The sequence below is a fragment of the Nocardioides sp. YR527 genome (genome assembly GCF_900101045.1).
Lineage (GTDB): Bacteria > Actinomycetota > Actinomycetes > Propionibacteriales > Nocardioidaceae > Nocardioides.
On record NZ_FNFN01000002.1, the window covers coordinates 177,307 to 201,119 of the forward strand.

21 protein-coding genes are annotated in these 23,813 nt (G+C 68.9%); 9 read left to right on the forward strand and 12 right to left on the reverse strand.

Annotated features, from left to right (window positions below; translation table 11 throughout):
- Window positions 1-280: 280 nt before the first annotated feature.
- The 5 genes from uraD (BLT25_RS05305) to BLT25_RS05325 all read left to right on the forward strand — a co-directional run bounded on the left by uraD (BLT25_RS05305) (window position 281) and on the right by BLT25_RS05325 (window position 8,318).
- Window positions 281-2,236: a 2-oxo-4-hydroxy-4-carboxy-5-ureidoimidazoline decarboxylase gene (gene uraD, locus BLT25_RS05305; RefSeq protein WP_256328464.1), complete on the forward strand. Its 1,956-nt coding sequence runs from the start codon at window positions 281-283 to the stop codon at window positions 2,234-2,236.
- Window positions 2,233-3,696 (forward strand): xanthine dehydrogenase small subunit, encoded by a 1,464-nt coding sequence (locus tag BLT25_RS05310; protein WP_091042908.1) that lies wholly within the window; start codon window positions 2,233-2,235, stop codon window positions 3,694-3,696. Before uraD (BLT25_RS05305) ends, BLT25_RS05310 begins: the two co-directional genes overlap by 4 nt.
- Before the next feature lie 118 nt (window positions 3,697-3,814).
- Window positions 3,815-6,193, forward strand: coding sequence for a xanthine dehydrogenase molybdopterin binding subunit (xdhB, locus tag BLT25_RS05315; RefSeq protein ID WP_091042910.1), 2,379 nt, complete (start codon window positions 3,815-3,817; stop codon window positions 6,191-6,193).
- Complete coding sequence (gene xdhC, locus BLT25_RS05320; protein WP_091042912.1) at window positions 6,181-7,008, forward strand: xanthine dehydrogenase accessory protein XdhC; 828 nt, start codon at window positions 6,181-6,183, stop codon at window positions 7,006-7,008. The genes xdhB and xdhC overlap by 13 nt, the downstream gene beginning before the upstream one ends.
- 8 nt (window positions 7,009-7,016) lie before the next feature.
- Window positions 7,017-8,318 carry a guanine deaminase gene (locus tag BLT25_RS05325; RefSeq protein WP_091042915.1) on the forward strand — a complete coding sequence of 434 codons (1,302 nt, stop codon included), beginning with the start codon at window positions 7,017-7,019 and terminating at the stop codon, window positions 8,316-8,318.
- 507 nt (window positions 8,319-8,825) lie between these two features.
- On the opposite strand, the gene BLT25_RS05330 is transcribed toward BLT25_RS05325, so the two are convergent.
- The 7 genes from BLT25_RS05330 to aceB all read right to left on the reverse strand — a co-directional run bounded on the left by BLT25_RS05330 (window position 8,826) and on the right by aceB (window position 15,421).
- The gene (locus BLT25_RS05330) at window positions 8,826-10,238 is read right to left on the reverse strand and encodes a nucleobase:cation symporter-2 family protein (RefSeq protein ID WP_091042917.1); all 1,413 of its coding nucleotides are present in this window, start codon (window positions 10,236-10,238) and stop codon (window positions 8,826-8,828) included.
- A 10-nt stretch (window positions 10,239-10,248) separates the two neighbouring features.
- Entirely contained in the window at window positions 10,249-11,154 is a 906-nt protein-coding gene (gene pucL / locus BLT25_RS05335; RefSeq protein WP_091042919.1) for a factor-independent urate hydroxylase, read from the reverse strand.
- A 1-nt stretch (window position 11,155) separates the two neighbouring features.
- On the reverse strand, window positions 11,156-11,494 hold the full coding sequence (gene uraH / locus BLT25_RS05340) for a hydroxyisourate hydrolase (protein WP_091042921.1): 339 nt from the start codon (window positions 11,492-11,494) through the stop codon (window positions 11,156-11,158).
- Window positions 11,491-11,997 (reverse strand): 2-oxo-4-hydroxy-4-carboxy-5-ureidoimidazoline decarboxylase, encoded by a 507-nt coding sequence (uraD, locus tag BLT25_RS05345; protein WP_091042923.1) that lies wholly within the window; start codon window positions 11,995-11,997, stop codon window positions 11,491-11,493. The genes uraH and uraD (BLT25_RS05345) overlap by 4 nt, the downstream gene beginning before the upstream one ends.
- A 102-nt stretch (window positions 11,998-12,099) precedes the next feature.
- Window positions 12,100-12,567, reverse strand: coding sequence for a helix-turn-helix domain-containing protein (locus BLT25_RS05350; protein ID WP_091042924.1), 468 nt, complete (start codon window positions 12,565-12,567; stop codon window positions 12,100-12,102).
- Between the two features lie 41 nt (window positions 12,568-12,608).
- Window positions 12,609-13,835 (reverse strand): DUF6986 family protein, encoded by a 1,227-nt coding sequence (locus tag BLT25_RS05355; RefSeq protein ID WP_091042925.1) that lies wholly within the window; start codon window positions 13,833-13,835, stop codon window positions 12,609-12,611.
- Window positions 13,832-15,421 (reverse strand): malate synthase A, encoded by a 1,590-nt coding sequence (gene aceB / locus BLT25_RS05360; protein WP_176883642.1) that lies wholly within the window; start codon window positions 15,419-15,421, stop codon window positions 13,832-13,834. Before aceB ends, BLT25_RS05355 begins: the two co-directional genes overlap by 4 nt.
- Before the next feature lie 165 nt (window positions 15,422-15,586).
- On the opposite strand from aceB, the gene BLT25_RS05365 reads away from it, so the two are divergent.
- Window positions 15,587-16,354 (forward strand): IclR family transcriptional regulator, encoded by a 768-nt coding sequence (locus BLT25_RS05365; protein WP_091042930.1) that lies wholly within the window; start codon window positions 15,587-15,589, stop codon window positions 16,352-16,354.
- 13 nt (window positions 16,355-16,367) lie between these two features.
- Here BLT25_RS05365 and BLT25_RS05370 read toward each other — a convergent pair whose 3' ends face one another.
- Window positions 16,368-16,742, reverse strand: a complete 375-nt coding sequence (locus BLT25_RS05370; protein ID WP_091042933.1) for a VOC family protein — start codon at window positions 16,740-16,742, stop codon at window positions 16,368-16,370.
- 104 nt (window positions 16,743-16,846) lie between these two features.
- Between BLT25_RS05370 and BLT25_RS05375 the strand changes: the two genes are divergently transcribed.
- Both BLT25_RS05375 and BLT25_RS05380 read left to right on the forward strand, forming a co-directional pair.
- Window positions 16,847-17,635 carry a carbonic anhydrase family protein gene (locus BLT25_RS05375; RefSeq protein WP_091042935.1) on the forward strand — a complete coding sequence of 263 codons (789 nt, stop codon included), beginning with the start codon at window positions 16,847-16,849 and terminating at the stop codon, window positions 17,633-17,635.
- A 227-nt stretch (window positions 17,636-17,862) separates the two neighbouring features.
- Window positions 17,863-19,077, forward strand: coding sequence for a type II toxin-antitoxin system death-on-curing family toxin (locus BLT25_RS05380; protein WP_091042937.1), 1,215 nt, complete (start codon window positions 17,863-17,865; stop codon window positions 19,075-19,077).
- Window positions 19,078-19,187: 110 nt separating this feature from the next.
- Here BLT25_RS05380 and BLT25_RS05385 read toward each other — a convergent pair whose 3' ends face one another.
- The 3 genes from BLT25_RS05385 to BLT25_RS05395 are packed head-to-tail and all read right to left on the reverse strand — an operon-like array spanning window position 19,188 to window position 21,437.
- Window positions 19,188-19,604: a PPOX class F420-dependent oxidoreductase gene (locus BLT25_RS05385; protein ID WP_091042939.1), complete on the reverse strand. Its 417-nt coding sequence runs from the start codon at window positions 19,602-19,604 to the stop codon at window positions 19,188-19,190.
- A gap of 10 nt (window positions 19,605-19,614) precedes the next feature.
- Window positions 19,615-20,799, reverse strand: coding sequence for a PrsW family intramembrane metalloprotease (locus BLT25_RS05390; RefSeq protein ID WP_091042941.1), 1,185 nt, complete (start codon window positions 20,797-20,799; stop codon window positions 19,615-19,617).
- On the reverse strand, window positions 20,796-21,437 hold the full coding sequence (locus BLT25_RS05395; RefSeq protein WP_218131249.1) for a hypothetical protein: 642 nt from the start codon (window positions 21,435-21,437) through the stop codon (window positions 20,796-20,798). The genes BLT25_RS05390 and BLT25_RS05395 overlap by 4 nt, the downstream gene beginning before the upstream one ends.
- Window positions 21,438-21,867: 430 nt before the next feature.
- On the opposite strand from BLT25_RS05395, the gene BLT25_RS05400 reads away from it, so the two are divergent.
- Complete coding sequence (locus BLT25_RS05400; protein WP_091042946.1) at window positions 21,868-22,455, forward strand: hypothetical protein; 588 nt, start codon at window positions 21,868-21,870, stop codon at window positions 22,453-22,455.
- A gap of 242 nt (window positions 22,456-22,697) precedes the next feature.
- Here the strand turns inward: BLT25_RS05400 and BLT25_RS05405 are convergent, their stop codons facing one another.
- Window positions 22,698-23,798: a hypothetical protein gene (locus BLT25_RS05405; protein WP_091042949.1), complete on the reverse strand. Its 1,101-nt coding sequence runs from the start codon at window positions 23,796-23,798 to the stop codon at window positions 22,698-22,700.
- Window positions 23,799-23,813 lie beyond the last annotated feature (15 nt).

Genomic DNA, 23,813 nt, shown 5'->3' on the forward strand with positions numbered 1-23,813 from the left:
CGGCCGTGTAACACGTCGTTCGTAGTACTACTCGCCCTATTGGAACGACCGGACAGTGCTCCGAACAGCGTGTTACACGCGATTCAGGCGCGGAGATTCACCCCGCAGAAACCCCTCCGAAACCGGCCGCGCGGCATTCTGGAGGATCACACAAAGCCCAGATCCACGCAGACCCCATCTTCGGATGATCGGCGGGTGCCGCTCGGGGCCACGAGAGACCAGGCTGTGGTGAGAGTCACAGCTCACCTGCCCACCAGGGCGCCCCGAGAAAGGTGTGAGGATGAACGCGAGAGCAGTCCTGAGGTCGATGCGGCCCCAGAAGAAGGACGGTGGCCGCCCCACCCACCCCGTCGACGAGGTGCTCCCGGCGCCCAAGCTCGCCGTCTACGGCCTCCAGCACGTGCTCGCGTTCTACGCCGGAGCGGTGATCGTCCCGATCCTGCTCGCCAACTCGATCGGGTTGAGTCAGCAGGAGCTGATCCATCTGATCAACGCCGACCTGTTCACCTGCGGCATCGCCTCGATCATCCAGTCGGTCGGCTTCTGGAAGGTCGGCGTACGCCTGCCTCTGCTGCAGGGTGTCACCTTCACCGCCGTCTCGCCGATGATCGCGATCGGACTCGCGGCCGGAGGCGGCACCGACGGGCTGCTCGTCATCTACGGCGCGGTGATCGTGGCCGGTCTGGCGACCTTCTTCATCGCCCCCTACTTCAGCCGGCTGATCCGGTTCTTCCCACCGGTCGTGACCGGCTCGGTGATCACCATCATCGGCATCGCCCTGCTCCCCGTCGCCGCCGCGGACGCGACCGGTGGCGCCGGCCCGACCTCGGACCCCACGAGCGGTCGCAACCTGGCGTACGCCCTGGGCACCCTGGCGCTGATCGTCATCATCCAGCGCGTGTTCAAGGGCTTCATGGCCACCGTCGCCGTGCTCGTCGGCCTGGTCGTCGGCACCCTCGTCGCGTGGGCTCTCGGGGACGCCCACTTCGACGCGGTCGCCGGCTCCGACTGGGTGGGCGTGACCACCCCGTTCCACTTCGGCTGGCCACAGTTCTCCGCCGCCGCGATCGTGTCGATGATCGTCGTCATGCTGATCACCGCCGTCGAGACCACCGGTGACGTCTTCGCCACCGGCGAGATCGTCGAGAAGCGGATCGGCCGAACCGACATCGCCCGCGCCCTGCGTGCCGACGGCCTGGCCACCACCATCGGCGGCGTCTTCAACTCCTTCCCCTACACCTGCTTCGCCGAGAACGTCGGGCTCGTCCGGCTAACTCGGGTCAAGAGCCGCTGGGTCGTCGCCACGGCCGGGCTGATCATGGTGTTCATCGGACTCCTCCCGAAGGTCGGCGCGATCGTCGCCGGCATCCCGCACCCGGTCCTCGGCGGCGCCGCCCTGGCCATGTTCGCGACGGTCGCGGTCGTCGGCTTCCAGACGCTCAGCAAGGTCGACTTCCACGACCACCGCAACGTGGTCATCGTGGCGACCAGCGTCGGCCTGGCGATGTACGTCACCGCGCAGCCCGAGGTCGCCCAGGCCGTCCCGGGATGGGCCGAGATCATCTTCGGCAGCGGCATCACCCTCGGCAGCCTCACCGCAATCGCGCTCAACATCCTGTTCCACCACGTCGGCCCGGACTACGGCCCCGCCGTCGCCGGCCAGCCCGGCGAGGGCGTCCGGCTCGACCAGGTCAACCAGATGGGACGTACGGAGTTCGTGGAGACGTTCGACGGTCTCTTCCAGGGACCGCGGTGGATGGTCGAGCGGGCCTGGGAGCAGCGTCCGTTCGCCGACACGCACGCCCTGCGCCGTGCGTTCCAGGACGCCCTCTTCAGCGGCTCCGCCGAGGAGCAGCGCGAGCTGATCGAGGCCTATCCCGAGCTGGGTTCGCGCCTGGTCTCGGAGGGGATGGTCGGCGAGGAGTCGCTGCGCGACCAGTCCTCGAAGGGCCTGACCCACCTGGCCGAGCCGGACCAGGAGGCGCTCGCCTCGCTCACCGACGCCTACCACGAGCGGTTCGGCTTCCCGCTGGTCATCTCCGTACGCGACTCCGACTCGCTCGACCGGATCCTCGCCGAGGGTCGGTCGCGGCTCGGCAACTGCGAACGGCAGGAGCACGCCGCCGCGCTGATCGAGATCGCCAAGATCGCCGGCCACCGCTTCGACGACTTCCTGCGTGACGCCAACCCGATCCACAGCGCCCGCACCCGCAACCCGATCCGGAGCCAGCCATGACCACGCCCAGCGCCCCCTGTGTCACCGTCAACGGGGACCAGGTCCCCCTGACCGGGGTCGCCACCCACACCACCGCCCTCGACTGGCTGCGAGGCCGCGGCCTGACCGGCGCCAAGGAGGGCTGCGCCGAGGGTGAGTGCGGCGCCTGCTCGGTGCTGGTCGCCCGGCCCGGCACCGACACCGCGACCGAGTGGACCGCCGTCAACGCCTGCCTGGTCCCGGTCGCCGCGCTCGACGGCCAGGAGCTGGTCACCAGCGAAGGCCTCGGCACCAGCAGCGACCTACACCCGGTCCAGCAGGAGCTCGCCGTACGTGGCGGGTCGCAGTGCGGCTACTGCACCCCCGGGTTCGTCTGCAGCCTGGCCGCGGAGTTCTACCGCCCCGGGCGCAGCGCCGATGCCGAGGCCGAGGCGTGCGACCACGAGCACGGCCCGAACGGGGTCGACCTGCACGCCCTGAGCGGCAACCTGTGCCGCTGCACCGGCTACCGGCCGATCCGCGACGCCGCGTACGCACTGGGCACACCCGACGAGGACGACGCGCTCGCCGCCCGTCGTCAAGCACCACCGCCCGCGCCGCGCCCGACCCGGATCGCCGTCGACGGCGCCGAGTTCGTACGCCCCGCGACCCTCGCCGAGGCCCTCACCCTGCTCACCGAGCGGCCGGAGACGCAGGTGGTCGCCGGCTCGACCGACTGGGGCGTCGAGGTCAACATCCGCGGCCGGCGCGCGCCGCTGGTCGTGGCGGTGGACCGGCTGCCCGAGCTCCGCTCGCTCACGGTCGGCGACGACACGATCGAGATCGGCGCCGCGCTCACCCTGACCGAGATCGAGCGTCGCCTCGACGGGCGGGTCCCGCTCCTGGCCGAGCTCTTCCCACAGTTCGCCTCGCGCCTGATCCGCAACGGCGCGACGATCGGCGGCAACATCGGCACCGCCTCCCCGATCGGCGACGCCCCGCCGGCGCTGCTCGCGCTCGACGCCGACGTCGTCCTGGCCTCGCCCCGTGGCGAGCGGGTCGTCCCGCTGGCCGACTACTTCACCGGCTATCGCGAGACGGTCCGGGCCGCGGACGAGCTGATCCGCGGCGTACGGCTCCCGCTGCCGCTGGCCCCGCTCGTCGGCTTCCACAAGATCGCCAAGCGCCGCTTCGACGACATCTCCAGCGTGGCCGTGGGGTACGCGCTCGAGGTCGCCGACGGCACCGTCGTCCGCGCCCGGATCGGTCTGGGCGGCGTCGCCGCAACTCCGCTGCGTGCCGTCGCCACCGAGGACGCGCTGGTCGGCCGGCCCTGGACCGAGGAGACCGTACGCCGCGCCGCGGCCGTCCTGGCCGGAGAGGGAACCCCGATGGACGACCACCGCGCCAGCGCGTCCTACCGCTCGGCGATGCTCGGCCAGTCGCTGCTGCGCCTGTTCCACACCCACCCCGAGACCCACCGCCAGGAGGTGTCGGCATGAGTGACCCGCGGAATGCTCACCGAGGTACCTCGGTGAACGGTCACTGCCTTCGCGGAACTCCACGAAGGAACTGCATCTACACCGAGATACCTCGGTCAACATCCGAGGAGGCCGCAGCATGAGCGCCCTGTCCGAACGCCCCGACAACCCGACCGTCGGGATCCCGCTCCCGCACGAGAGCGCCGCGCTGCACGTCTCCGGCGAGGCGCTCTACACCGACGACCTGGTCGGTCGGATCGCCGGCACGCTGCACGCCTGGCCGGTCCAGGCCCCACACACGCACGCCCTGGTCACCGCGCTCCGGACCGCCCCGGCCCACGAGGTCCCGGGCGTCGTCCGCGTGCTGACCGCCGAGGACGTACCCGGCATCAACGACGCGGGCGTCAAGCACGACGAGCCGCTCTTCCCGACCGAGGTGATGTTCCACGGCCACGCGGTGTGCTGGGTGCTCGCCGAGACCCAGGAGGCGGCCCGGCTGGGCGCGGCCGCGGTCGAGGTCGACTACGAGCCGCTGCCGTCGCTCGTCACCGTGCCGGAGGCGATCGCCGCCGAGAGCTTCCAGGGCACCCCGCGCAACCTCGAGCGCGGCGACGCCGTCGCGGCCATCGAGAACGCCGCCCACGTCTTCGAGGGCGAGTTCGAGTTCGCGGGCCAGGAGCACTTCTACCTCGAGACCCACGTCTCGCTCGCCCTGATCGACGAAGGTGGTCAGGTGCTGGTGCACAGCAGCACCCAGCACCCGTCGGAGACCCAGGAGATCGTCGCCCACGTGCTCGGCGTACCGAGCCACGAGGTCACCGTCCAGTGCCTGCGGATGGGTGGCGCGTTCGGCGGCAAGGAGATGCAGCCGCACGGCTACGCGGCCATCGCCGCGCTCGGCGCGACCCTGACCGGACGGCCGGTCCGCCTGCGCCTGAACCGCACCCAGGACATCACCATGTCCGGTAAGCGCCACGGCTTCCACAGCACCTGGCGCGCCGGGTTCGACGACGAGGGCCACATCGTCGGCCTCGAGGCCACGCTCACCGCCGACGGCGGCTGGAGCCTCGACCTCTCCGAGCCGGTGCTGGCCCGCGCGCTGTGCCACATCGACAACGCCTACTGGGTGCCGAACATCCGTGTCGACGGCCGGGTCGCGCGCACCAACAAGACCTCGCAGACCGCCTTCCGCGGCTTCGGCGGACCGCAGGGCATGCTCGTCATGGAGGACCTGCTCGGCCGGTGCGCGCCGCTGCTCGGCATCGACCCGCTCGAGCTGCGCCGCCGCAACTTCTACCAGCAGGACCAGACCACGCCGTACGGCCAACAGGTCAAGCAGGCCGACCGCCTGGCGGCCTGCTGGGACCAGGTCGCCGAGTCCGGCGAGGTGGCCCGCCGCCGCGCGGAGATCGCCGACTTCAACGCTCGCCACCCGCACACCAAACGGGGCCTGGCGATGACGCCGGTGAAGTTCGGCATCTCGTTCAACCTCACCGCCTTCAACCAGGCCGGCGCCCTCGTCCACGTCTACAAGGACGGCTCGGTGCTGATCAACCACGGCGGCACCGAGATGGGCCAGGGCCTGCACACCAAGATGCTCCAGGTGGCCGCTACCGCGCTCGGCCTGCCGCTGTCCCGGGTACGCCTCGCCCCCACCCGCACGGACAAGGTGCCCAACACCTCGGCGACCGCGGCCAGCTCCGGCGCCGACCTCAACGGGGCCGCGATCAAGAACGCCTGCGAGCAGATCCGCGAACGGCTCGCCCAGGTCGCCGGCGGCCGTCTCGGGATCAGCCCCAGCGACGTACGTTTCGACGACGGCGTCGTCCACGGCCTCTCCCCCGCTTCAGGGGAGATCGGCTGGAACGAGCTGGTCAACGCCGCCTACCACCAGCGGGTTCAGCTGTGGGCGGCCGGCTTCTACCGCACCGAGGGCCTGCACTGGGACCCCAACGTCATGCGGGGTGAGCCGTTCAAGTACTTCGCCAACGGGGTCGCGGCCTCCGAGGTCGAGGTCGACGGCTTCACCGGTGCCTACACGCTGCGGCGCGTCGACATCGTCCACGACGTCGGCGACAGCCTGAGCCCGCTGATCGACATCGGCCAGATCGAGGGCGGCTTCGTGCAGGGCGCCGGCTGGCTGACCCTGGAGGACCTGCGCTGGGACACCTCAGACGGACCGAACCGGGGCCGGCTGGCGACGCAGGCAGCGAGCACGTACAAGCTGCCGAGCTTCTCCGAGATGCCCGAGGACTTCCGCGTGAAGCTGCTCGAGAAGGCCCACGAGGAGGGCGCCGTCTACGGCTCCAAGGCCGTCGGCGAGCCTCCGCTGATGCTGGCCTTGTCGGTCCGCGAGGCGCTGCGCGAGGCGGCCGCCGCGTTCGGGCCGGCCGGCACCAGCGTCGACCTGGCCTCGCCCGCAACGCCCGAGGCCGTCTATTGGGCGCTCGACCGAGCACGTACGCCTGTCGAACCCGCGACGGAGCCTCGCGAGGAGGTGCTGACATGGAGTGGCTGAAGGCCGTCCAACGCCTGCGTGAGCGGCGCGTTCCCGGCGTACTCGTGACCCTGACGTCCGTACGCGGCCACTCGCCGCGCGAGGCCGGGGCGAAGATGGTCGTCTCGGCCGACCGCACCTGGGCCACCGTCGGTGGTGGCAACCTGGAGGCGGTCGCGATCGAGCGCGCCCGGGCGATGCTGACCGACGGTCTGGCGACCCCGGAGAGCCTGAAGGTGTCGCTCTCCGACAAGGCGCCCTACCAGCACGGCGTCCAGTGCTGCGGTGGCGAGGTCGAGCTGCTGCTCGAGCCGCTGCCCGTAGTGCCGTCCGTGGCCGTCTTCGGGATGGGCCACGTCGGGGTCGAGCTGGCCCGCATCCTGGCCCGCCACGATCTCGAGCTGCACCTGGTCGACTCCCGAGCCGCCCAGCTCGAGCCCGACCAGCTCCGCGGGCTCGAGGACGCCGTCGCCGGCGTCCACGTCCACCAGGTGCCGGTGCTTCCCGAGCTCGTCATCGGCGAGCTGCCCGCGGGCACCCACGTCCTGATCATGACCCACGACCACGCCGAGGACGCCGCGCTGTGCGACGCGGCTCTGCGTGCCGGGCATCTCGGGTCGATCGGGCTGATCGGCTCGAGCGCCAAGTGGAGCCGGTTCCGGGCCAAGCTCGCCGAGGAGGGCCACGCGCCCGAGGCGATCGCCCGCATCACCACGCCCATCGGGCTCCCAGATCTCGGCGGCAAGGAGCCGGCCACGATCGCTGTCAGCGTCGCGGCCCGGCTCCTGCAACTCTTCGCGGGCGACCCCGCGCGGACCGAACAACAATCAAGGTGACATCCAGAATGACGCTCTTCCGAGGGACCTTCCTCGACACCCCCGACGACCCCTTCACCGGCGGCCGGCTCCGCACGGAGCAGGACGGCGCGCTGCTCGTACGCGACGGCGTGATCCGCGCCCGCGGATCCTTCGCCGACCTGCACCGTCAGCACCCCCAGGAGGACATCGTCGACCTCTCCGGCGGCTTCGTGCTGCCCGGATTCGTCGACACCCACGTGCACTTCCCGCAGGTACGCGTCATCGGCGGCCTCGGCATGCCGCTGCTCGACTGGCTCGACCGGACCGCGCTGCCCGAGGAGGCACGCCTGGCCGACCGGGCCTACGCCGAGGGTGTCGCCACCGACTTCGTCCGCGGCCTGGTCGGCGCCGGCACCACCACCGCGCTGGTCTTCGGCAGCCACTTCGCACCCGCGGTCGACACCGTCTTCGCCGAGGCGGCCCGCGTCGGGCTGCGGATCACCAGCGGCCTCGTGGTCAGCGACCGGCTCATCCGCGAGGACCTGTTCACCGACCCGGACCGGGCCCGCGAGGAGTCGCTCGCGCTCGCCGCCCGCTGGCATGGCGTCGGCCGAGCCCGCTACGCCGTGACCCCGCGGTTCTCGTTGTCGTGCACCGACGACCTGCTCGCGGCCTGCGCGGACGTGCTGCAGACCGTGCCCGGGGCGATGCTGACCTCCCACGTCAACGAGAACATCCGTGAGATCGAGACCGTCGAGGCGCTCTTCGGCTGCGACTACGTGACCTCCTACGACCGCCACGGCCTGGTCGGCCCCGGCACCGTCCTGGCGCACAACGTGCACCCCACCGACCCCGAGCTCGCACTGTTGGCCGCGCGCGGAGCCGCCGTCGCACATTGCCCCTCCAGCAACGCCGCCCTCGGCAGCGGCCTCTTCCCGCTCGCCCGCCACCGCGCCAACGGGGTGCGCGTCGCGATGGGCTCCGACGTCGGCGCCGGGACCGGGTTCTCCCTGCTCAAGGAGGGCCTGAGCGCGTACGTCGCCCAGCAGCTCCTCGGCGAGGCCGGTCACCCCTTGACCCCCACCCACCTCCTCCACCTGGCCACCCGCGCCGGCGCCGAAGCCCTCGGCCTCGGCTCCGCCGTAGGCGACTTCTCCGTAGGCCGCCGCTTCGACGCGCAGTGGATCAAGCCCGCCCCGAGCACACCCCTCGACGTCGGCCTCACCCACGCCACCGACCCCGGCGACGCCCTGGCCAAGATGTTCGCCCTAGGCACCCCCGCCGACGTGCACCGCGTCTGGATCGAAGGCGACCCCATCACCGCCCCCGACCCGCACCTCGTCGGCTGACCCCGCAAGGGGCCGAGTCGGCGCATCTTGACGTGAAATCCGGCCGAGTCGGCTCGTTATGACGAGCCGACTCAGCACAGTTAGGCGAGGCGTCACCCCCGTCGGCCGAGGCGTCACCCCCGTCGGCCGAGGCGTCACCCCGGTCGGCCGAGTAGTCAATGCGATGTCAACTCGACCGACGCGAGTGACGTCTCGGCAGTCGTGGACCCACTGCAGGCCACAGTTCGTTGACCGACCCCTGCCGAGACGTCACGTACGTCGCCCGAAGCGTCACTTTGGTCGTTCGAGTTGTCATCGTGATGCCAACTCGAACGACCGGACTGACGCCTCGACCGACCGGGCTGATGTCTCGGCCGACGCCCCGAGCGCCCGCCGCTTCTCCCAACGCCGAGTCGGCGCATCCTGACGCAGAATCAGGCCGAGTCGGCTCGTCATGACGAGCCGACTCGGCCTGATTTGGGGTGAGGACGAGCCGACTCGGCCTTTCGTACGGCAATCCTCAGCCGGTCACGACCGCTCGATGTCGTCGTCGAGCCGGTCCCCGAAGCCCTCACGAGAGTCCTGGGACGCCGCGAAGACCGAGGCGCCGGAGCGGTTGCCGACGGTGATCTCGTTGAACAGCAGGTTGAGCACGACGGCGACCAAGGCGGTGGCGCTGATGCCGGAGTGCATGATGACGCCGAGCCACTCCGGGAAGGCGTCCCAGAAGGTCGGTGCGGCGATGGGCAGGATGCCGACGGCGATCGCGACGGAGACGATCACCATGTTGAGGTTGTCCTCGTAGTCGACGCGCGACAGGGTGCGGATCCCGGAGGCGGCGACCGAGCCGAAGAGCACGATGCCGGCGCCGCCCAGCACCGGATAGGGAATAGCAGCCACCACCGCTCCGACCACCGGCAGCAGACCGAGCAACAGCAGGACGAGACCGCCAGTCGCCACCACGTACCGGCTCCGGATGCCGGTCAGAGCGACCAGCCCGACGTTCTGTGCGAACGCGCTGCACGGGAAGGTGCCGAACAAGGGGGCGACCGTGGTGGCGGCCATGTCGGCACGGAGACCGCGAGCGACCCGTCGGGCGTCCACGTCGGTCTCCACGATCTCGCCGATCGCCAGGATGTCGGCGGTCGTCTCGGTCATGATCACCAGCACGACGATCGTCATCGAGACGATGGCGCCGACCTCGAAGGTGGGACTGCCGAAGTGCAGGACCGGCGGCAGCGCGACCAGGCGAGCATCACCGACCGAGGAGAAGTCCGCCTGCCCCGCGATCGCCGCGATCACCGTCCCGACGACGAGCCCGATGAGGATCGACAGCCGTGAGATCGCTCCCTGGAACACCCGGCTGATCACCAGGATGATGAGCAGAGTCAGCCCGGCGTACGCGATGTTGGTCATCGAGCCGTAGTCCGGCGCGGTCGCGTCGTTGCCCATCGCCCAGCGGAACGCCACCGGCATCAGCGAGAGGCCGATGACCGTGATGATCGTGCCGGTGACGACGGCCGGGAACAGCCGGACCAGCTGGGCGAAGAACGAGGACAGGACCAGCCCGATCAGGCCGGCGACGATGATCGCGCCGAAGACTGGACGCAGCCCGTCCTCGCTGGCGATGGTGACCATCGTCGACACGCTGGCGAACGAGATGCCCTGCACGATCGGCAACCGGCTGCCGAACGGTCCGAGGCCGAGCGTCTGCAGCAGCGTCGCGAGGCCGGAGACGAAGAGGCCCGCGGTCACCAGCAGCGCCAGGTCCGTGCCGGAGAGGCCCGCGGCACCCCCGACGATGAGCGGCGGCGCGATCACGCCGCCGTACATCGTCAGGATGTGCTGCGTGCCGTAGGCGAGGAGCTGACCCGGCGGATGCCGCTCGTCCTCAGGTCGGGTCGGGCCGGATGCGGTTGTCTGTCTCCTACGACCGAACATGGCCCGGCCCTCAGCAGAATCCGGGGATGGCGTGCCAGGCGTTGCCGGCGTCGGGGGCCTCGTCGCGTACGACCGAGGCTTCGATCAGGCCGTAGGGCCGGTCCGCGGCGAAGAAGACCTCGCCGGGGTTGTCCAGGCCGAAGGGCGAGAGGTCGGAGAGGAAGTGGTGCTTGTTGGGCGCGGAGAACTTGATCTCGGCGACGTCACCGTGCTGCTCGAGCACCGAGGTGCCCATCCCGTTCAGGGTCTGCTGCAGCGCGAGGCTGTGGATCTCCGCGAACCGCTGCAGCAGCAGCGCCCGGATCGAGTCGTACGACTTGTCCCAGTCCACGTCCGTGCCGTCATAGCGCCAGCGGGCGACGAGCGAGGTCGCCAGGATCCGGTCGGTGGTCTCCTGCAGGGTCGTGTACTCGTCCTTGAGGAAGCCGTGGAACTCCGAGCCGGTCGACTTGAGCACGACCAGGTCCTTGATGCCGGAGACGACGTGCGCCACCCGATCCGACCCACGGCCGTCGACGTTCACCACGGTGGTCCGTACGCCGCCACCCGAGCGGACGAAGGAGTGGTCGTGACCCGCGCCGTCGACCTGGATCCGGTCCCAGGCGTACTCGTCGATCTCTACCCGGGCGCCCTCGGCGGCTGGGCAGGCCTCGAGGTAGCGGTCGGCGAGGGCGAGCGCGAACTCCTCGATCGAGGCGACACCGATCTTCTTCGCGTAGGCGAAGACGGTGTTCTTCTGGGTGTCGGTGGGCAGTACGTCCTTCTGGTCGCCGCTGGTGTGGGCGTCGTCGAAGCTGCCGCGCAGCGAGGTCGAGACGTTGAGGTCCCGGATCTGGTGACGAGGCGTGTCGCGGTAGATGCGTACGACGCGGTTCTCGGCTTTGCCGTACTGGTTCGGGCCAAGGCGGATGGGCATGTCAGCTCCCTCGGTAGGTGGAGTAGGCGAACGGACTCAGCAGAAGTGGCACGTGGTGGTGCCGCCGGTCGGTGACCGCGAAGGTGACGGAGACCTGCGGGTAGAAGCACTCCTGACCGGTCGCCGCGTAGTAGGCGGCGGTGCCGAACCGGAGCTGATAGGTGCCGGCCGGGACCTGATCGGGTCCCAGGTCGGCCACCCGGCCGTCACCGTCGGTGACGGCGTCGGCGAGGACGACGGACGACTCGTTGGCGTCGATCCGGCTGAGCCGGACCGGGACACCGGCGGCCGGGCGGCCGAGCGCGGTGTCGAGCACGTGGGTGGTGATGGCGCTGTTCATGCCGAGACCTCGGCGTCCAGGACCCGCTCGAGGCGGAGCAGCGCGATCCGGCGCAGCTCGTCGGCGACCACCGCCGCCTCCTCGTCGCGCTCGTGACCCAGCCTCTCGCGGAGGGCGCCGAGCACCTGGTCGGCCGAGAGACCCGTGGCGCAGATCAGGAAGACCCGGCCGAAGCGCTCCTCGTAGGCGCGGTTGCCCTCGGCGAGGGCATGTGCGGTGGCCTGGTCGGTGCCGACCGCGGCCTGCTCGCGCCGCGACCAGGCGGCCTCGGCGTGCTCGCCCTCGGCGCGCTCCCCGATCCGCGGGTGAGCGGCCAGCGCCTGGTCGATGTCGGCCGCGGTGAACCGGCGGGCGGCCAGGTCGGCAGCGCGGGCGACGTCGGCCTCGTCGGCGTAGGGGCGGCCGGCCAGTACGGCGGCGACCCAGCTCGGCGCGTCGCAGCAGGCCTGCAGCACAGGGCGTACGACATCCGCCGGTGAGGTGTTGAAGCTCTGGAGATCCATGAACCGTTCTCTCTCGCTATGCGGAAACTAATTTCCGTACAGCAACAACGATTGCATGTGTCGCTCATCACAGTCAACAGTTTGTTGAAAACGCCTTGGGGACTACTCGCGTTCGCGGTTCAGGTAGTTGTAGACGGTGAACCGGGTGACCCCGAGCGCCCCGGCCACGATCTCGGCGCTCTTGCGGTAGTCGAAGGCGCCGCGCTCCTCGAGCAGCCGCACCGCGCGCTGCTTGCCCTGCCGGTCCAACGTCCGCAGGTCGCCTCCGAGCTCCTCCGCGACGTCGGCGAGGAGCCCCTCCAACCCGCCGGCCGTACGCCGCGGCGCGCTGTGTCCTTCGACGCGCACCTGGAAGGTGATCTGGTCGGCGCCATGGTCGAGACCCGCGGCGACCACCGAGGCCAGGGTCGCCAGCACCGCCTCCCGCTCGCCGCGCACCGAGGTGCCCAGCGGCCCGAAGTCGCACTCCAGACCGGCCTCACGAGCGGCCTCGAGCGCCGCCGTCGCGTGCTCGGGCGGCTCACCCTCGCCACGGAACGGTTCGGTGGTGAACTCGGCTTCGACGCGCATGGCGGCAGGCTACCCAGCCTGCCGCCGCGCGATCGTCATGCTCAGGCGGCGATCCGCCGCCGCGCGAGCTCGGCCAGCTTGGCCAGGTCGATCCCGGCCAAGCTCTCGACCTCGTCGGCCGCGACCGCCCCGCACTCCACCCCGCGCAGCACGAACGCGGCGAGCGCGGCAGCAGTGGCGGGCTCGTCGAGATAGCTGGAGTCGCCACCGTGGACGTACGCCCGCAGCCGGGCCGAGGCGACCTCGAGCCCGTCTCGGAAGAACGCGTACGTCGCCAGGTAGCGACTCGGCAGCTGGGCCGGGTGCAGGTCCCAGCCCTGGTAGATCCCACGGGCCAGTGACCGGCTCACCAGACGCGAGTGGAGCCGCCACGCCGCGCGCACCGCATCGGGGTCCCCGACCGGGAGCACGTTGGTCGAGCCGTCCGAGACGAAGACGCCGGTGCCGGCGGCCGCCACCTGCATCACGTCCTTGGCGTGGTCGGCGACCGGGTGCTCCATGCTCTGGAAGGCCGCCGCGACCCCGAGCGAGGCGGAGTAGTCGTAGGTCCCGTAGTGCAGACCCGTGACCCGACCGGACCCGGCGGCGATCATCCGCGCGATCAGCGCGGTGCCGTCGGAGCCGAGGATCGCCTGCGGCGTCTCGACCTGGATCTCGAACCGCAGGCTCCCGGCCTCGATCCCGTGGGCGGCCTCGAGCGCGTCCAGCGCGGTCACCATGGCAGTGACCTGCTCGACCGAGGTCACCTTGGGCAGCGTGATCACGAACCCGTCACCCAGACCGCCGGCCCGGGCGAGCTCGCCCAGGAACAGGTCCAGCGTACGCAGCCCGCGGTGTCGCGTCGGCGCCTCGAAGGACTTGATTCGGATGCCGTGGAACGGCGGCGCGGAGCCATCCTGAACGGTGGCGGCGAGCACCGCGCCGGCGGCGACCACCGCGGCGTCCTCGTCCTCGTCCGGCCGGTTCCCGTAGCCGTCCTCGAAGTCGATCCGCAGGTCCTCGATGGGCTCGGCGGCCAGCTTGGCCCGCACCCGGTCAAGGACCTCCGCGTCCACGTCGGCCATCGATGCCGCATGCTCAGCCAGTACCTGACCGGCCTCGGCGGACCACTGCGCCACCGTCTTCTCGTCGTAGCGGTCGCCCGGCACGTAGACCGTGTGCACCGGCTGCCGTACGCCACGGTCCCCCGGATAGCTCGCGGTCAGGGCCGCATCGGCATCGGCGAGCTCACGATCGATTCGCCCGAGGATCTCCTCGAGATAGCTCATGCCCCGACCACCTGCTCATAGGCCGGCAGGGTCAGGAAGTCGACGTAGTCGTCGGCGAGCGCGACCTCCTCGAAGATGGTGCGCGCCTGCTCCAGGCGGTGCTCGATCCCGTCGGCCGCGGCGAGCAGCTTCGCCATCTCCTCGTCCAGGACCTGGCGTACGAGCTCCGCGGTCACCTGCGTCCCGTCATCGAGCTTCGACTCGTTGTGGATCCACTGCCAGATCTGCGAGCGCGAGATCTCGACCGTGGCCGCGTCCTCCATCAGGTTGTGGATGGCGACGGCACCGGCACCACGGAGCCAGGCGTCGAGGTAGACCAGCGAGACCTCGACGTTGTCGCGCAGGCCGGCGAGGGTGATCGCGCCATCCGCGGAGGCGACGTCGAGCAGGTCCTCAGCGGCGACCGAGACGTCGTCGCGCTGCCGATCGACCTGGTTCGGTCGATCCCCGAGAACGGAGTCGAAGATCTCCCGGCAGATCGGCACCAGGTCGGGGTGCGCCACCCAGGACCCGTCGAAGCCGTCGCCGGCCTCGCGCTCCTTGTCCTCGCGGACCTTGGCGAAGGCGATGGCGTTGACCTCCTGGTCCCGGCGACTTGGGATGAAGGCGGCCATACCGCCGATCGCGTGCGCGTTGCGCCGGTGGCAGGTCTTCACCAGCAGCTGGGCGTACGCACGCATGAACGGCGACTTCATCCCGACCGTGGCACGGTCCGGGAGCACGAACGATGGCCCGGCGTCTCGGAAGTACTTGATCAGGCTGAACAGGTAGTCCCAGCGGCCGGCGTTGAGCCCCGAGGCGTGGTCGCGCAGCTCGTAGAGGATCTCGTCCATCTCGAACGCGGCCGGGATGGTCTCGATGAGGACGGTCGCGCGCACGGTGCCGTGCGGGATCCCGAGCTCGGCCTGGGCAAACGTGAACACGTCGTTCCACAGCCGCGCCTCGAGGTGGCTCTCCATCTTGGGGAGATAGAAGTACGGCCCGCTGCCCCGCTCCACCAGCTCGCGAGCGTTGTGGAAGAAGTAGAGACCGAAGTCGACCAGGGCGCCGACGACCGGCTTGCCGTCGACCACGACGTGCTGGTCGTCGAAGTGCCAGCCCCGCGGGCGCATCACGATCGTGGCCAGCCGCTGGTCCTGCTTGAGCTCGTAGAGCTTGCCCTGCGGGGACATCGCCGAGATCTGCCTCCGCACGGCGTCGTACAGGTTCACCTGACCGCCGACCACGTTGCTCCAGTGCGGGGTGCTGGCGTCCTCCATGTCGGCCAGCCAGACCCGCGCCCCGGAGTTGAGGGCGTTGATCGTCATCTTCCGGTCGGTCGGGCCGGTGATCTCGACGCGGCGGTCCTGGAGGTCCTCGGGCACGGGCGCGACGGTCCAGTCGCCGGCGCGTACATCGGCCGTCTCCGGCAGGAAATCGAGCCGACCGGTGCGCGCAACCTCCTCGCGGCGGGTCCTGCGGGCGGCCAGGAGCTCGTCACGGCGGGCCCCGAACCGTCGCTGCAGTTCAGCGACGAACTCGAGGGCCTCCGGGGTGAGGATCTCGGTTCCTCGCTCGACCTCGCCACCGGTGATCTGAATGTTCACGAGCTCCACCCTCCCAGGGTTAGTGTTTTCCTTTGAATGGATTCTTCTTTCCGCATTGCGGATATTAATCCCGTCAGACAAGGGACGCAACCAGCCGGGTTTCCTCTAGACGACGCTAGACTTCCGTCATCCGGAAGAACAGCCCGGAAGAACTAAGGAGTTCAGGTGAGCGAGAACGAGAAGGCGCCGAAGGCACGCACGGGGGCCGTGCAGTCGATCGAGCGAGCCTTCGCGCTGCTGGAGACGATGGCCGACGCTGGCGGGACCATGGGACTCTCCCAGCTCGCCGCGGCTTCCGGCCTGCCGCTGCCGACCATCCACCGGCTGGTCCGCACCCTCGTCGACCTGGGCTACCTCCGCCAGGAGGCCAACCGGCAGTACGTCCTCGGCCCGAAGCTGATCCGGCTCGGCGAGAGCTCCTCGCGCATGCTCAGCACCTGGGCCCGCCCCCACCTCGCCCGGCTCGTCGACGAGGTCGGCGAGTCGGCCAACCTGGCGATGCTCGACGGCGACCAGATCGTCTACGTCGCCCACACCGAGTCGCGTCAGTCGATGCGGATGTTCACCGAGGTCGGCCGCCGGGTGTCCCCGCACTGCACCGCCGTCGGCAAGGCGATCCTCGCCGACATGGCGCCTGACCAGGTCCGCGACATCCTCCGGCGCACCGACATGGTCCCCTACACCTCCACCACGATCACCTCGCGCGACGACTACCTCGACCAGCTCGAGCAGGTCCGCGAGCGCCGCTACGCCATCGACGAGGGCGAGCAGGAGGCAGGCGTACGCTGCGTGGCCGTCGCCGTCCCCGACTACGCCCCGCGCCTGGCGATGTCGATCAGCGGCCCCACCGGCCGGATGAGCGACGAGCTCATCGAGCGCGCCGTCCCGCTGCTCACCGAGGCCGGCAAGCAGCTCGCCGCCGACCTGGCCTGAGCTTCGTCGGCGGTCAGCCGCCGTACGGCACCGTGATGATCTCGAGGTTGTGCCCGTCGGGGCTCTCCCAGTAGACGCCGCGACCGCCGTCGTTGTGGTTGATCTGGCCCTCCCGCCGGTGGAAGGGGTCGGCCCAGTAGGTGATGCCGCGCTCCTTGATCCGCCCGAAGATCTCGTCGAACTCGGTCTCGGAGACCTTGAACGCGTAGTGCTGCGGCCGGAAGCCCTGGTCCTCCACCACGTCGAGGCTGACCTGGTTGGTGAGCTCGACGACCCGAAACGGGCCGAAGACCTGGGCCTCCGGAAGTCCGAGGATCTCGGTCAGATGGGTCGCCATCGCGTCCCGGTCGGAGGCGTGAACGATCGTATGGTTCAGCTGGACGCTCATCGAATTCTCCTCTCGCGTCATGACGACTCTAGGTCGCGGATCCGACGCCGCCGACCGCAATTCGTGGTACGTATTGCGGTCCACGGGTCACCTCGACCCGGTAGATCTCGGGAGATCTCCATGTTGCGCACCACCGTCGGGCTGAACCGTCGCGCCCTGCTCCAGGGAGCCGTCGCCGTCGCAGGGCTCACCCCTCTGTCCTCGCAGCGGGCGCTTCCGCGACCTCCGCCGGCCCACCGCACCAGAGTCCCATCCGCATCTACCGCGGCGGCACCCAGCAGGAGCACCTGCCCGCTCTGCGCGTCCACTATCCCCACGATGCGACCGTCACGATGAAGTACATCCGCGAGGACGCGGACGAGGCCGACGGCTGCGCTGTCCGGGGCGACGAGGAGACCGTACGCGCCGAGCTCCCGCCTGGCGTCGGTTCGCTCGAGATGGCCGGCGTGACGTACGGCCTGGTGCAGTTCCACTGGCACACCCCGAGCGAGCATCTGCTCTCCGCGCGGGGCTACCCGATCGAGATGCACTTCGTGCACCAGGACGCCTCAGGCCACACCCTCGTCGTCGGCGTCTGGGTCCGCCCGGGCCTCGTCAACCCGACCCTCGGCCGCCTCTACGACCACCTGGTCTCCGAGTGCGCGACCGCCGACCACGTCGGCCACATCGACGTCGGCGCCCTCCTACCCCGCCGGCACACGTCCTACCGCTACGACGGCTCCCTGACGACCGCGCCCTACACCGAGCACGTCCAGTGGGTCATGCTCACCGACCCGATCACCGCCTCACCCCGCCAGATCGACCGGTTCCGCACCATGTTCCCGACCGGCAACCGGCGCGACGTCCAGGACATCAACGACCGCTTCGTCCTCACCGACGGATACAGACCCTGACAAGAAGCGTCCCGACGCCAGCGTCCGAAATTGGCCAGTGCGCCGAGCAACTCGGGGCGGCGGCAACTGCTTAGGGAGACTCAGTCGCTCCGACCTTGTCGACTATCACACCGTGGCACTGCCGCGCCCGTACACCCAATTAGGTATACAACCTAAGGCTAGGTCACGCCGAGCCAACCCCTGCGCAACCCTCCCAAGTCTCGAACCAAGAGTCTGCGGAGGACAGCGTGGCGAAGTCGCTAACAGTCGAGTCGTTGGCGAAGGAGATGGGCATTGATACCGATGTTGCTTTGGTGACTCTCTGGGACGTCGGCATCGAGCAGATCGAGGACATCGATCAACCGATCCCAACGGTCCTCCACAAGCAGGTCCGCCGAGCGTTGGGTGGCGCGACCCCGAGAGAGATGCAACAGCTTGCTTATTGGATGAACCTTTGGGACTCCGACCGAGAAACAGTCGTACGCCGCGTGAAGGAGCAGTTCGGCGTCACCGTCAGCGCGGGTGCCCGCACTTTACCCACGGGTGCTCTCAAGCGAATGCGTGCGGCGGAGCAACAACACCGGCCATTGACCGCGCCGCTCGCAGCTACCCCCGCACCCATAGCTATCTCTCAGATAGCGGAGCCGTTCGAACTCCAGCTCCCTGGGCGGAATCGAGTAACCGAGATGCTTGGAGTAGACGAAATACTCAGCGTGCATCATGCACTCGTCAGTGCTTTCGAGGAGAGTGGAGACCCGATCGATCCTCCCGGCGTCCGGGACGAGAATCTACTTTGTAGCGCTGTCATGCGCCCGAACACCGGGATCGGGGACGTCGCAAAGTACGACACGGTCGAGGGGCATGCCGCGGCACTTCTCCACAGCCTCGTGCACAACCACCCTTTCCACAACGGCAACAAGCGCACGGCCCTTGTCAGCATGCTCGTACTCCTGGATCGCAACGGAATCCTGCTGACCTGCGACCAACAGGCACTGTTCAAGCACGTTCTCTTCGTCGCCCAGCACAAGCTAGTTAGCCACGGAGCGTCCGACTACGCCGACCGGGAGGTCCAGGCAATAGCTGACTGGATCTGGGAGCACTCACGTCAGATCCAGCATGGAGACCGACTGCTCACATGGCGGGAACTCCGCCGAATCCTTACAAAGTTCGACTGCACCATCAGCAACCCGATGCCAGGAAACAAGGTGCGCATTGAGCGGAGGAGCAGTGAACGCCGCAGTGTCTTCGGAAGGCGTCGCGAAGCAACACTCCGGTTCGTCGCGGGCTACCGGAATGAGGGAAGCGACGTGGGCCGAGCACAACTTGCCGCGATCCGTAAGGAGTTGAAACTCGCCGAGAAGGACGGCTACGACTCGGAACACTTCTACGGAAACGATCGCCGCGAGCCCGACTCGTTCATCGCCGAACACCGATTGCTGCTTCGCCGCCTAGGACGTCTGTGACGTGGTTCGACAGCTTCAAACTAGCCCGGCTCCTTGCCTGAAGGACCTAGTCGGAAGCCGCGCAGTTCCCGGTCAACCGGCGCACAGCGCAGCGGGTCGACCGGGGCCGATTACCAGCCCGACGGACGTACGTTGCCCAGCACCCGGGTCACCGTGATCTCGATGACCACGCGCTCCGGGTTGGGCCGGGGCTGCCGGTAGCGCTCGGCGTACCGCCGCTCGGCCTCGGCCACCGACTCCGCGTCGTCCTTGACCACCGCGGTGCCCTCCAACGTGCACCACCGGCGCCCGTCGACCTGGCTGACCGCCGCCTGCGCGCCGTCGGGCCCGGCCGCGCGTACGTTGCGGACCTTCTTGCTGCCCGCACTGCTGATGACACGCGCGATCCCGGACTCCGGGTCGAACGTCACCCCCACGGGGACGAGGTGCGGGCTGCCGTCCGGTCGGCTCGTCGTCAGGAAACAGACCCGCCGCTCCCGCCAGAACTCGTCGTTGTCCGCGGCGGGCGCAGCTGCATCAGATGTCATGGGTGCTCCTTCACTGGACACGCAAGCGTTCCAGCTCGCTACGTGCGAACAGCACCCGGTCGCTGTCATGCCCGCCGCTGCGGGCGAGCTCATCGGCGAGATCGTGCCCTGCCTCGAGCCGGTGGTGGCGCCGGGCCCGGTCACGATGGCCGTGTCCGTGGCGCCGGTAGCGGCGCCGGGCCCAGCCGTCACCGGCGAGAGCGTCCAGCTCCTCGTCGGTCAGGATCCCGCTCTCCACCTCGGGTGTGAGCACTGTGCGCATGGCGTGCCGTTCCGCGCCGACGGTGAGGCGGAAGACCGAGACGACGGCGACGAGCGTGAGCACCACGCAGCCGATCATCATGAACAGGATGGCAAGCCCGTTGCCACCCGACAGCGCCGCCGTGGAGTCCCACACGAAGTGGAGCGCCATGGCGGTCGCGCACAGCGCGAGGCCGAGACCCGGCCGACGGCGCTGGGCGACCGTGCCGACGATGAACACGACGCCGGCACCGAAGATCGCGGCGTAGGCGATGTGGGACGTGAATCCGGTGGCCAGCCGGAGCACCACGGTGTGCAGGCTGTTGCCGATCTGGTCGGTCCCGAAACCGTCCGGCGCGGAGTTCAGTGCGTAGAGGGTGTCCTCGATGATCTCGAACCCGAGACCGACGAACGCACCGACGATGAAGCCGTCGTACGCCGTACGGATCACCGACGAGGCGATGAAGAGCAGCAGGAGGACACCGGCGCCCTTACCGAGCTCCTCGAAGAACGGGGCGGCCAGGCCGGCTCCCCAGTCCTGGGCGAAGCTCGCGCCGAACCACTTGGAGTAGAGGCCGATGATCGCGCTGTTGCCGTGCAGCGCGATCGTCCAGGTGGCGGCGAACCCGCCGTAGACGAAGGCCGCGACGACGACGCTCAGCGGCTGGCGCGAGTAGCGGTCGATCCGGGTGGTGAACCACCAGAACGGGATGGTGTAGCCGGCGAAGATGAGTGCCGACAGTCCCAGCGCCGGCGCGTAGAGCGGCGTCTCGGCGCGCACCAGGGTGACGGTGTAGTAGAGCCCGTAGCCGACCAGGACGACGTAGACCCAGAGGCAGGCGTTGCGGGGCTGGAGCCACGACACGCGGTTGCCCCACCCGGAGGCGGCGATGACGGCCGCGCGCGCCTCGACGGCGGCAGTGCGGCCCTGCTGCGATGGAGTGGTCGCGCTCATGCGGCGCCTGCCTCGGTCGCTGCGTCCAGCGGACGGACGCTCTCGAGCATCGCGATGATGTCGGCCTGGGTGGGTGCGTCGATGGTGGTCGGGCCGTACGCCGTCACCTCGACGCCCACGCCGTCGAACACGAACGCGGCGAGGACACCGATGCCGGAGCTCGCCGAGAACTTGGCGATCACGCCGTGCTCGCCGCTGGTCGTCGTGAAGGTCGACGACTTGCCGTCGATGGTCAGTGCCGAGTCGGAATGCTCCGCGTCGTTGGTGTCCCGGATCTGCTCGAGCAGCTCGGCCGGGGTGCCGTCGAAGGAGTCGGCGGTCACGGTGAAGGTGACGCCGTTGTGGACCACCTGAGCCGTCTTGGGGTTGCCGGTCGGGCCGGCCTCTCCCTGGCGGATGCCGGCTTCGACGTTCCACCCGGCAGCTGGCGCGAAGGTGACCGAGTCGCTCAGCTGGATCACGTCTCCGGCCCGGACCGGGTCATCGAGGTCGGTGGCCGCGTTGAGGGCGGGTACGCCCCAGAACGCCAGGGCCGCGAAAGCCGCCACGAGGACCGCCGGGAGCAGTGTCCGGCGATCGATTCCGAACAACCTGCGTTCCACCGGCACCCAGCCGGTGGGTGTCTCCAACCCGGTCACGGGACCTCCCAGTCCGCGTCGAAGGACCCCGCTCGGCTAGCCGGTCAGCAGGATGAACTACTGGTCATCCAATCACGTCCAGACCAGTTCAAGACGCGTTTCTGGCGGCCGGACCTCGAAGGTGTTCACCATCGCCGACCACATCAGTCGGTGGTGGGCGAGGACACCGTTGGCGAGCACGCCGCGCCCAAGCGAAACACCCCGGTGGCCAACGTTTCCGCTGGTCACCGGGGTGTTCTCCCAGGCGTGGCAGATGAAGGATTCGAACCATCGAAGGCAAAGCCGACGGATTTACAGAGCGGCGGTAACACCACCGCTGACCTGCCCAAACATGCGACCGCCTGATTCTGCGGACGCGTCCCGGACGCACACCCCGGTTTCGGGCGTCTTCCGGGGACACGCGCCCGCCTCCCTCGATAGGTTGTTCGGCATGGACATTGACCCTGCCGTCGCGAAACTTGGTGTCGACCTGGCCGGACTCGCTGCCAAGAAGTCCGCCGCGTCCATCTTCGCCACTGTGCGTGCCGCGAAGCAGAAGTCCACTCACGCGGAGCAGGTGAACGAACTATCGGACGTGATCAATGAGCTGGTCGAAGAACGCGGCCACCTGATCGCGATCGCCCAGGCCTACCGGGAAGAACTTGAGTCACGGCGCCTGTCCGACGAAGACCTCACTTATGTGACCACGGAGATCGTCCCCGTGGTCAAGCAGATCGCAGACCTGTTCGGCTCCGAGGACCGGGGGCAGGCCGACGAACTCGTCCGGATCGCCGAGGCTCTTCTGACCGAGAAGACGCTAACGATCATGCAGATGCTTGGGTTCGACTATCGAGAGGCCCTGGGGCGCCCGCTGACAGACCTCGCCCGACTCCACATCCTGAATCAGGCACCAACCTCAGACAAGGCGACTGCTGAGGAGATGCAGTTGCTCGCACAGAAGCGGGAACTCGCCCTCCTAGAGATTGCCAAGGATCCCGACGCGTTCAATCGATTCGAGACGTTCAGAACCTCAGATTGATCCCACCGGTAGGCGGCGGCCCTCCGCCCGCGCGGACCGAGCGTCCGCGCCGGAAGGATTAAAAGTGGATCGCTCGCCAAGCTCTGGCCAGCCAGGACACGACAACACGACCGTCTTCGGGGAGAGATAGGGGATGAAGCCCGAGTCCAGCCCGGCCGACCGCGCTTCACCTCAGATCACAGACTGCAGCGCGACCCGTCATCACGAACGCCCTGAGTCGACTGACGAAACCGCAAGGTGGCCTACGCCCAGAGCTCCGGAGAGAACACGCCGGAGGCCTTCATCCTGCGTCCCTGCTCTGGAGCAACTCGGAACTGTCCGCCCTTGAGGCCAATCTGAACCGGATGGCCGAACCCCGAGAAGTTGAGCTCAGGCTCCTCCAAGACAGTTGGCCACTGAGCTCCGGGCTGAACCAGCAGTTGGGGATCGCTGCGGCGGTCGGCCCACACCACACTTAGCGATGTAACTGCGGTCTCAACGACAGATGCTGTTGCCTCGAGCGCCCCCCGCATCAGTCCGAGCGGATCCTCCATCAGCCAGACTGAACTGAAGCCGAGGCCCTTCCCAACGAGCGCCTCGGTCATTGACCACTTCGGCTGCCGCTCGAACAGGTGGACCAATCTCACGGGCTCAGCCTTCGTTGGCTTCGTTGCTGCGATCATCCGCATCTTGGGTGCTCGGTGAGCGCTGGTGTTCCGCGTCCCATCGATCCATTGGAGCCAATCGCTCGGGCCCGCCACCAAGGCGGCGTCGAGGATCGAGCGTCGCAACTCGTCCTGTTTCTCCCGCCCCGCGGCGGACTGTGCCCCTCGGTTCTTCTCGGTCCCTTGGCACTTCTTCCATTGCTCGTCGCTGTCGATGATCCGCCAGTCAGCCTTAAGGATCTGTGTCCTGAGTGCGCCTACGCCAACAACGACTGCTGCAAGACGGTCGAAGGCCTGGGCCAAGTGGTAAAAGAGGTGTTCCCGTGCGAGTCGCATGCGGCGATCTCGTTTCTCATCGAGGCCCGAGCGATGCAGGGCGCGAAAGATCGCTCCCACGTCGCCGCCCGCCTGCTGAGCCGCGCTGATTCTGTCGCGCGTCCACTTGGTATCGGCGAAGGAGTATTGGCTGAACTCGTCGACCAGGAAGGCGGCGTCTTCGAGGGAACTTGTGATCCCATCGACTGACGCGATCAGGTACTCGGCGATCAGCGCGAGCCTCTTGTCATCGATGTAGCCGCGCCACCACGTGAAGCCATGTTGTTCGTCATCCAGGTCTCCGAGCATGGCCCGATGGAGCTGGTTCAGCGCGTCGACGGCGTCGGCGACTGGAGCGAGGTACTGCGGAGTGGCGGCGTTCACGGTCCGATGATCCCT

Excerpts from the sequence above, each read along its gene's own strand:
- uraD (WP_256328464.1), top strand. The coding sequence starts at position 281 with ATGAACGCGAGAGCAGTCCTGAGGTCGATGCGGCCCCAGAAGAAGGAC.
- xdhB (WP_091042910.1), top strand. The coding sequence starts at position 3,815 with ATGAGCGCCCTGTCCGAACGCCCCGACAACCCGACCGTCGGGATCCCG.
- xdhC (WP_091042912.1), top strand. The coding sequence starts at position 6,181 with ATGGAGTGGCTGAAGGCCGTCCAACGCCTGCGTGAGCGGCGCGTTCCC.
- BLT25_RS05310 (WP_091042908.1), top strand. The coding sequence starts at position 2,233 with ATGACCACGCCCAGCGCCCCCTGTGTCACCGTCAACGGGGACCAGGTC.
- BLT25_RS05350 (WP_091042924.1), bottom strand. The coding sequence starts at position 12,567 with ATGCGCGTCGAAGCCGAGTTCACCACCGAACCGTTCCGTGGCGAGGGT.
- BLT25_RS05325 (WP_091042915.1), top strand. The coding sequence starts at position 7,017 with ATGACGCTCTTCCGAGGGACCTTCCTCGACACCCCCGACGACCCCTTC.
- BLT25_RS05385 (WP_091042939.1), bottom strand. The coding sequence starts at position 19,604 with ATGACATCTGATGCAGCTGCGCCCGCCGCGGACAACGACGAGTTCTGG.
- uraD (WP_091042923.1), bottom strand. The coding sequence starts at position 11,997 with ATGGATCTCCAGAGCTTCAACACCTCACCGGCGGATGTCGTACGCCCT.
- uraH (WP_091042921.1), bottom strand. The coding sequence starts at position 11,494 with ATGAACAGCGCCATCACCACCCACGTGCTCGACACCGCGCTCGGCCGC.
- BLT25_RS05400 (WP_091042946.1), top strand. The coding sequence starts at position 21,868 with ATGGACATTGACCCTGCCGTCGCGAAACTTGGTGTCGACCTGGCCGGA.
- pucL (WP_091042919.1), bottom strand. The coding sequence starts at position 11,154 with ATGCCCATCCGCCTTGGCCCGAACCAGTACGGCAAAGCCGAGAACCGC.
- BLT25_RS05390 (WP_091042941.1), bottom strand. The coding sequence starts at position 20,799 with ATGAGCGCGACCACTCCATCGCAGCAGGGCCGCACTGCCGCCGTCGAG.
- BLT25_RS05330 (WP_091042917.1), bottom strand. The coding sequence starts at position 10,238 with ATGTTCGGTCGTAGGAGACAGACAACCGCATCCGGCCCGACCCGACCT.
- BLT25_RS05355 (WP_091042925.1), bottom strand. The coding sequence starts at position 13,835 with ATGAGCTATCTCGAGGAGATCCTCGGGCGAATCGATCGTGAGCTCGCC.
- BLT25_RS05370 (WP_091042933.1), bottom strand. The coding sequence starts at position 16,742 with ATGAGCGTCCAGCTGAACCATACGATCGTTCACGCCTCCGACCGGGAC.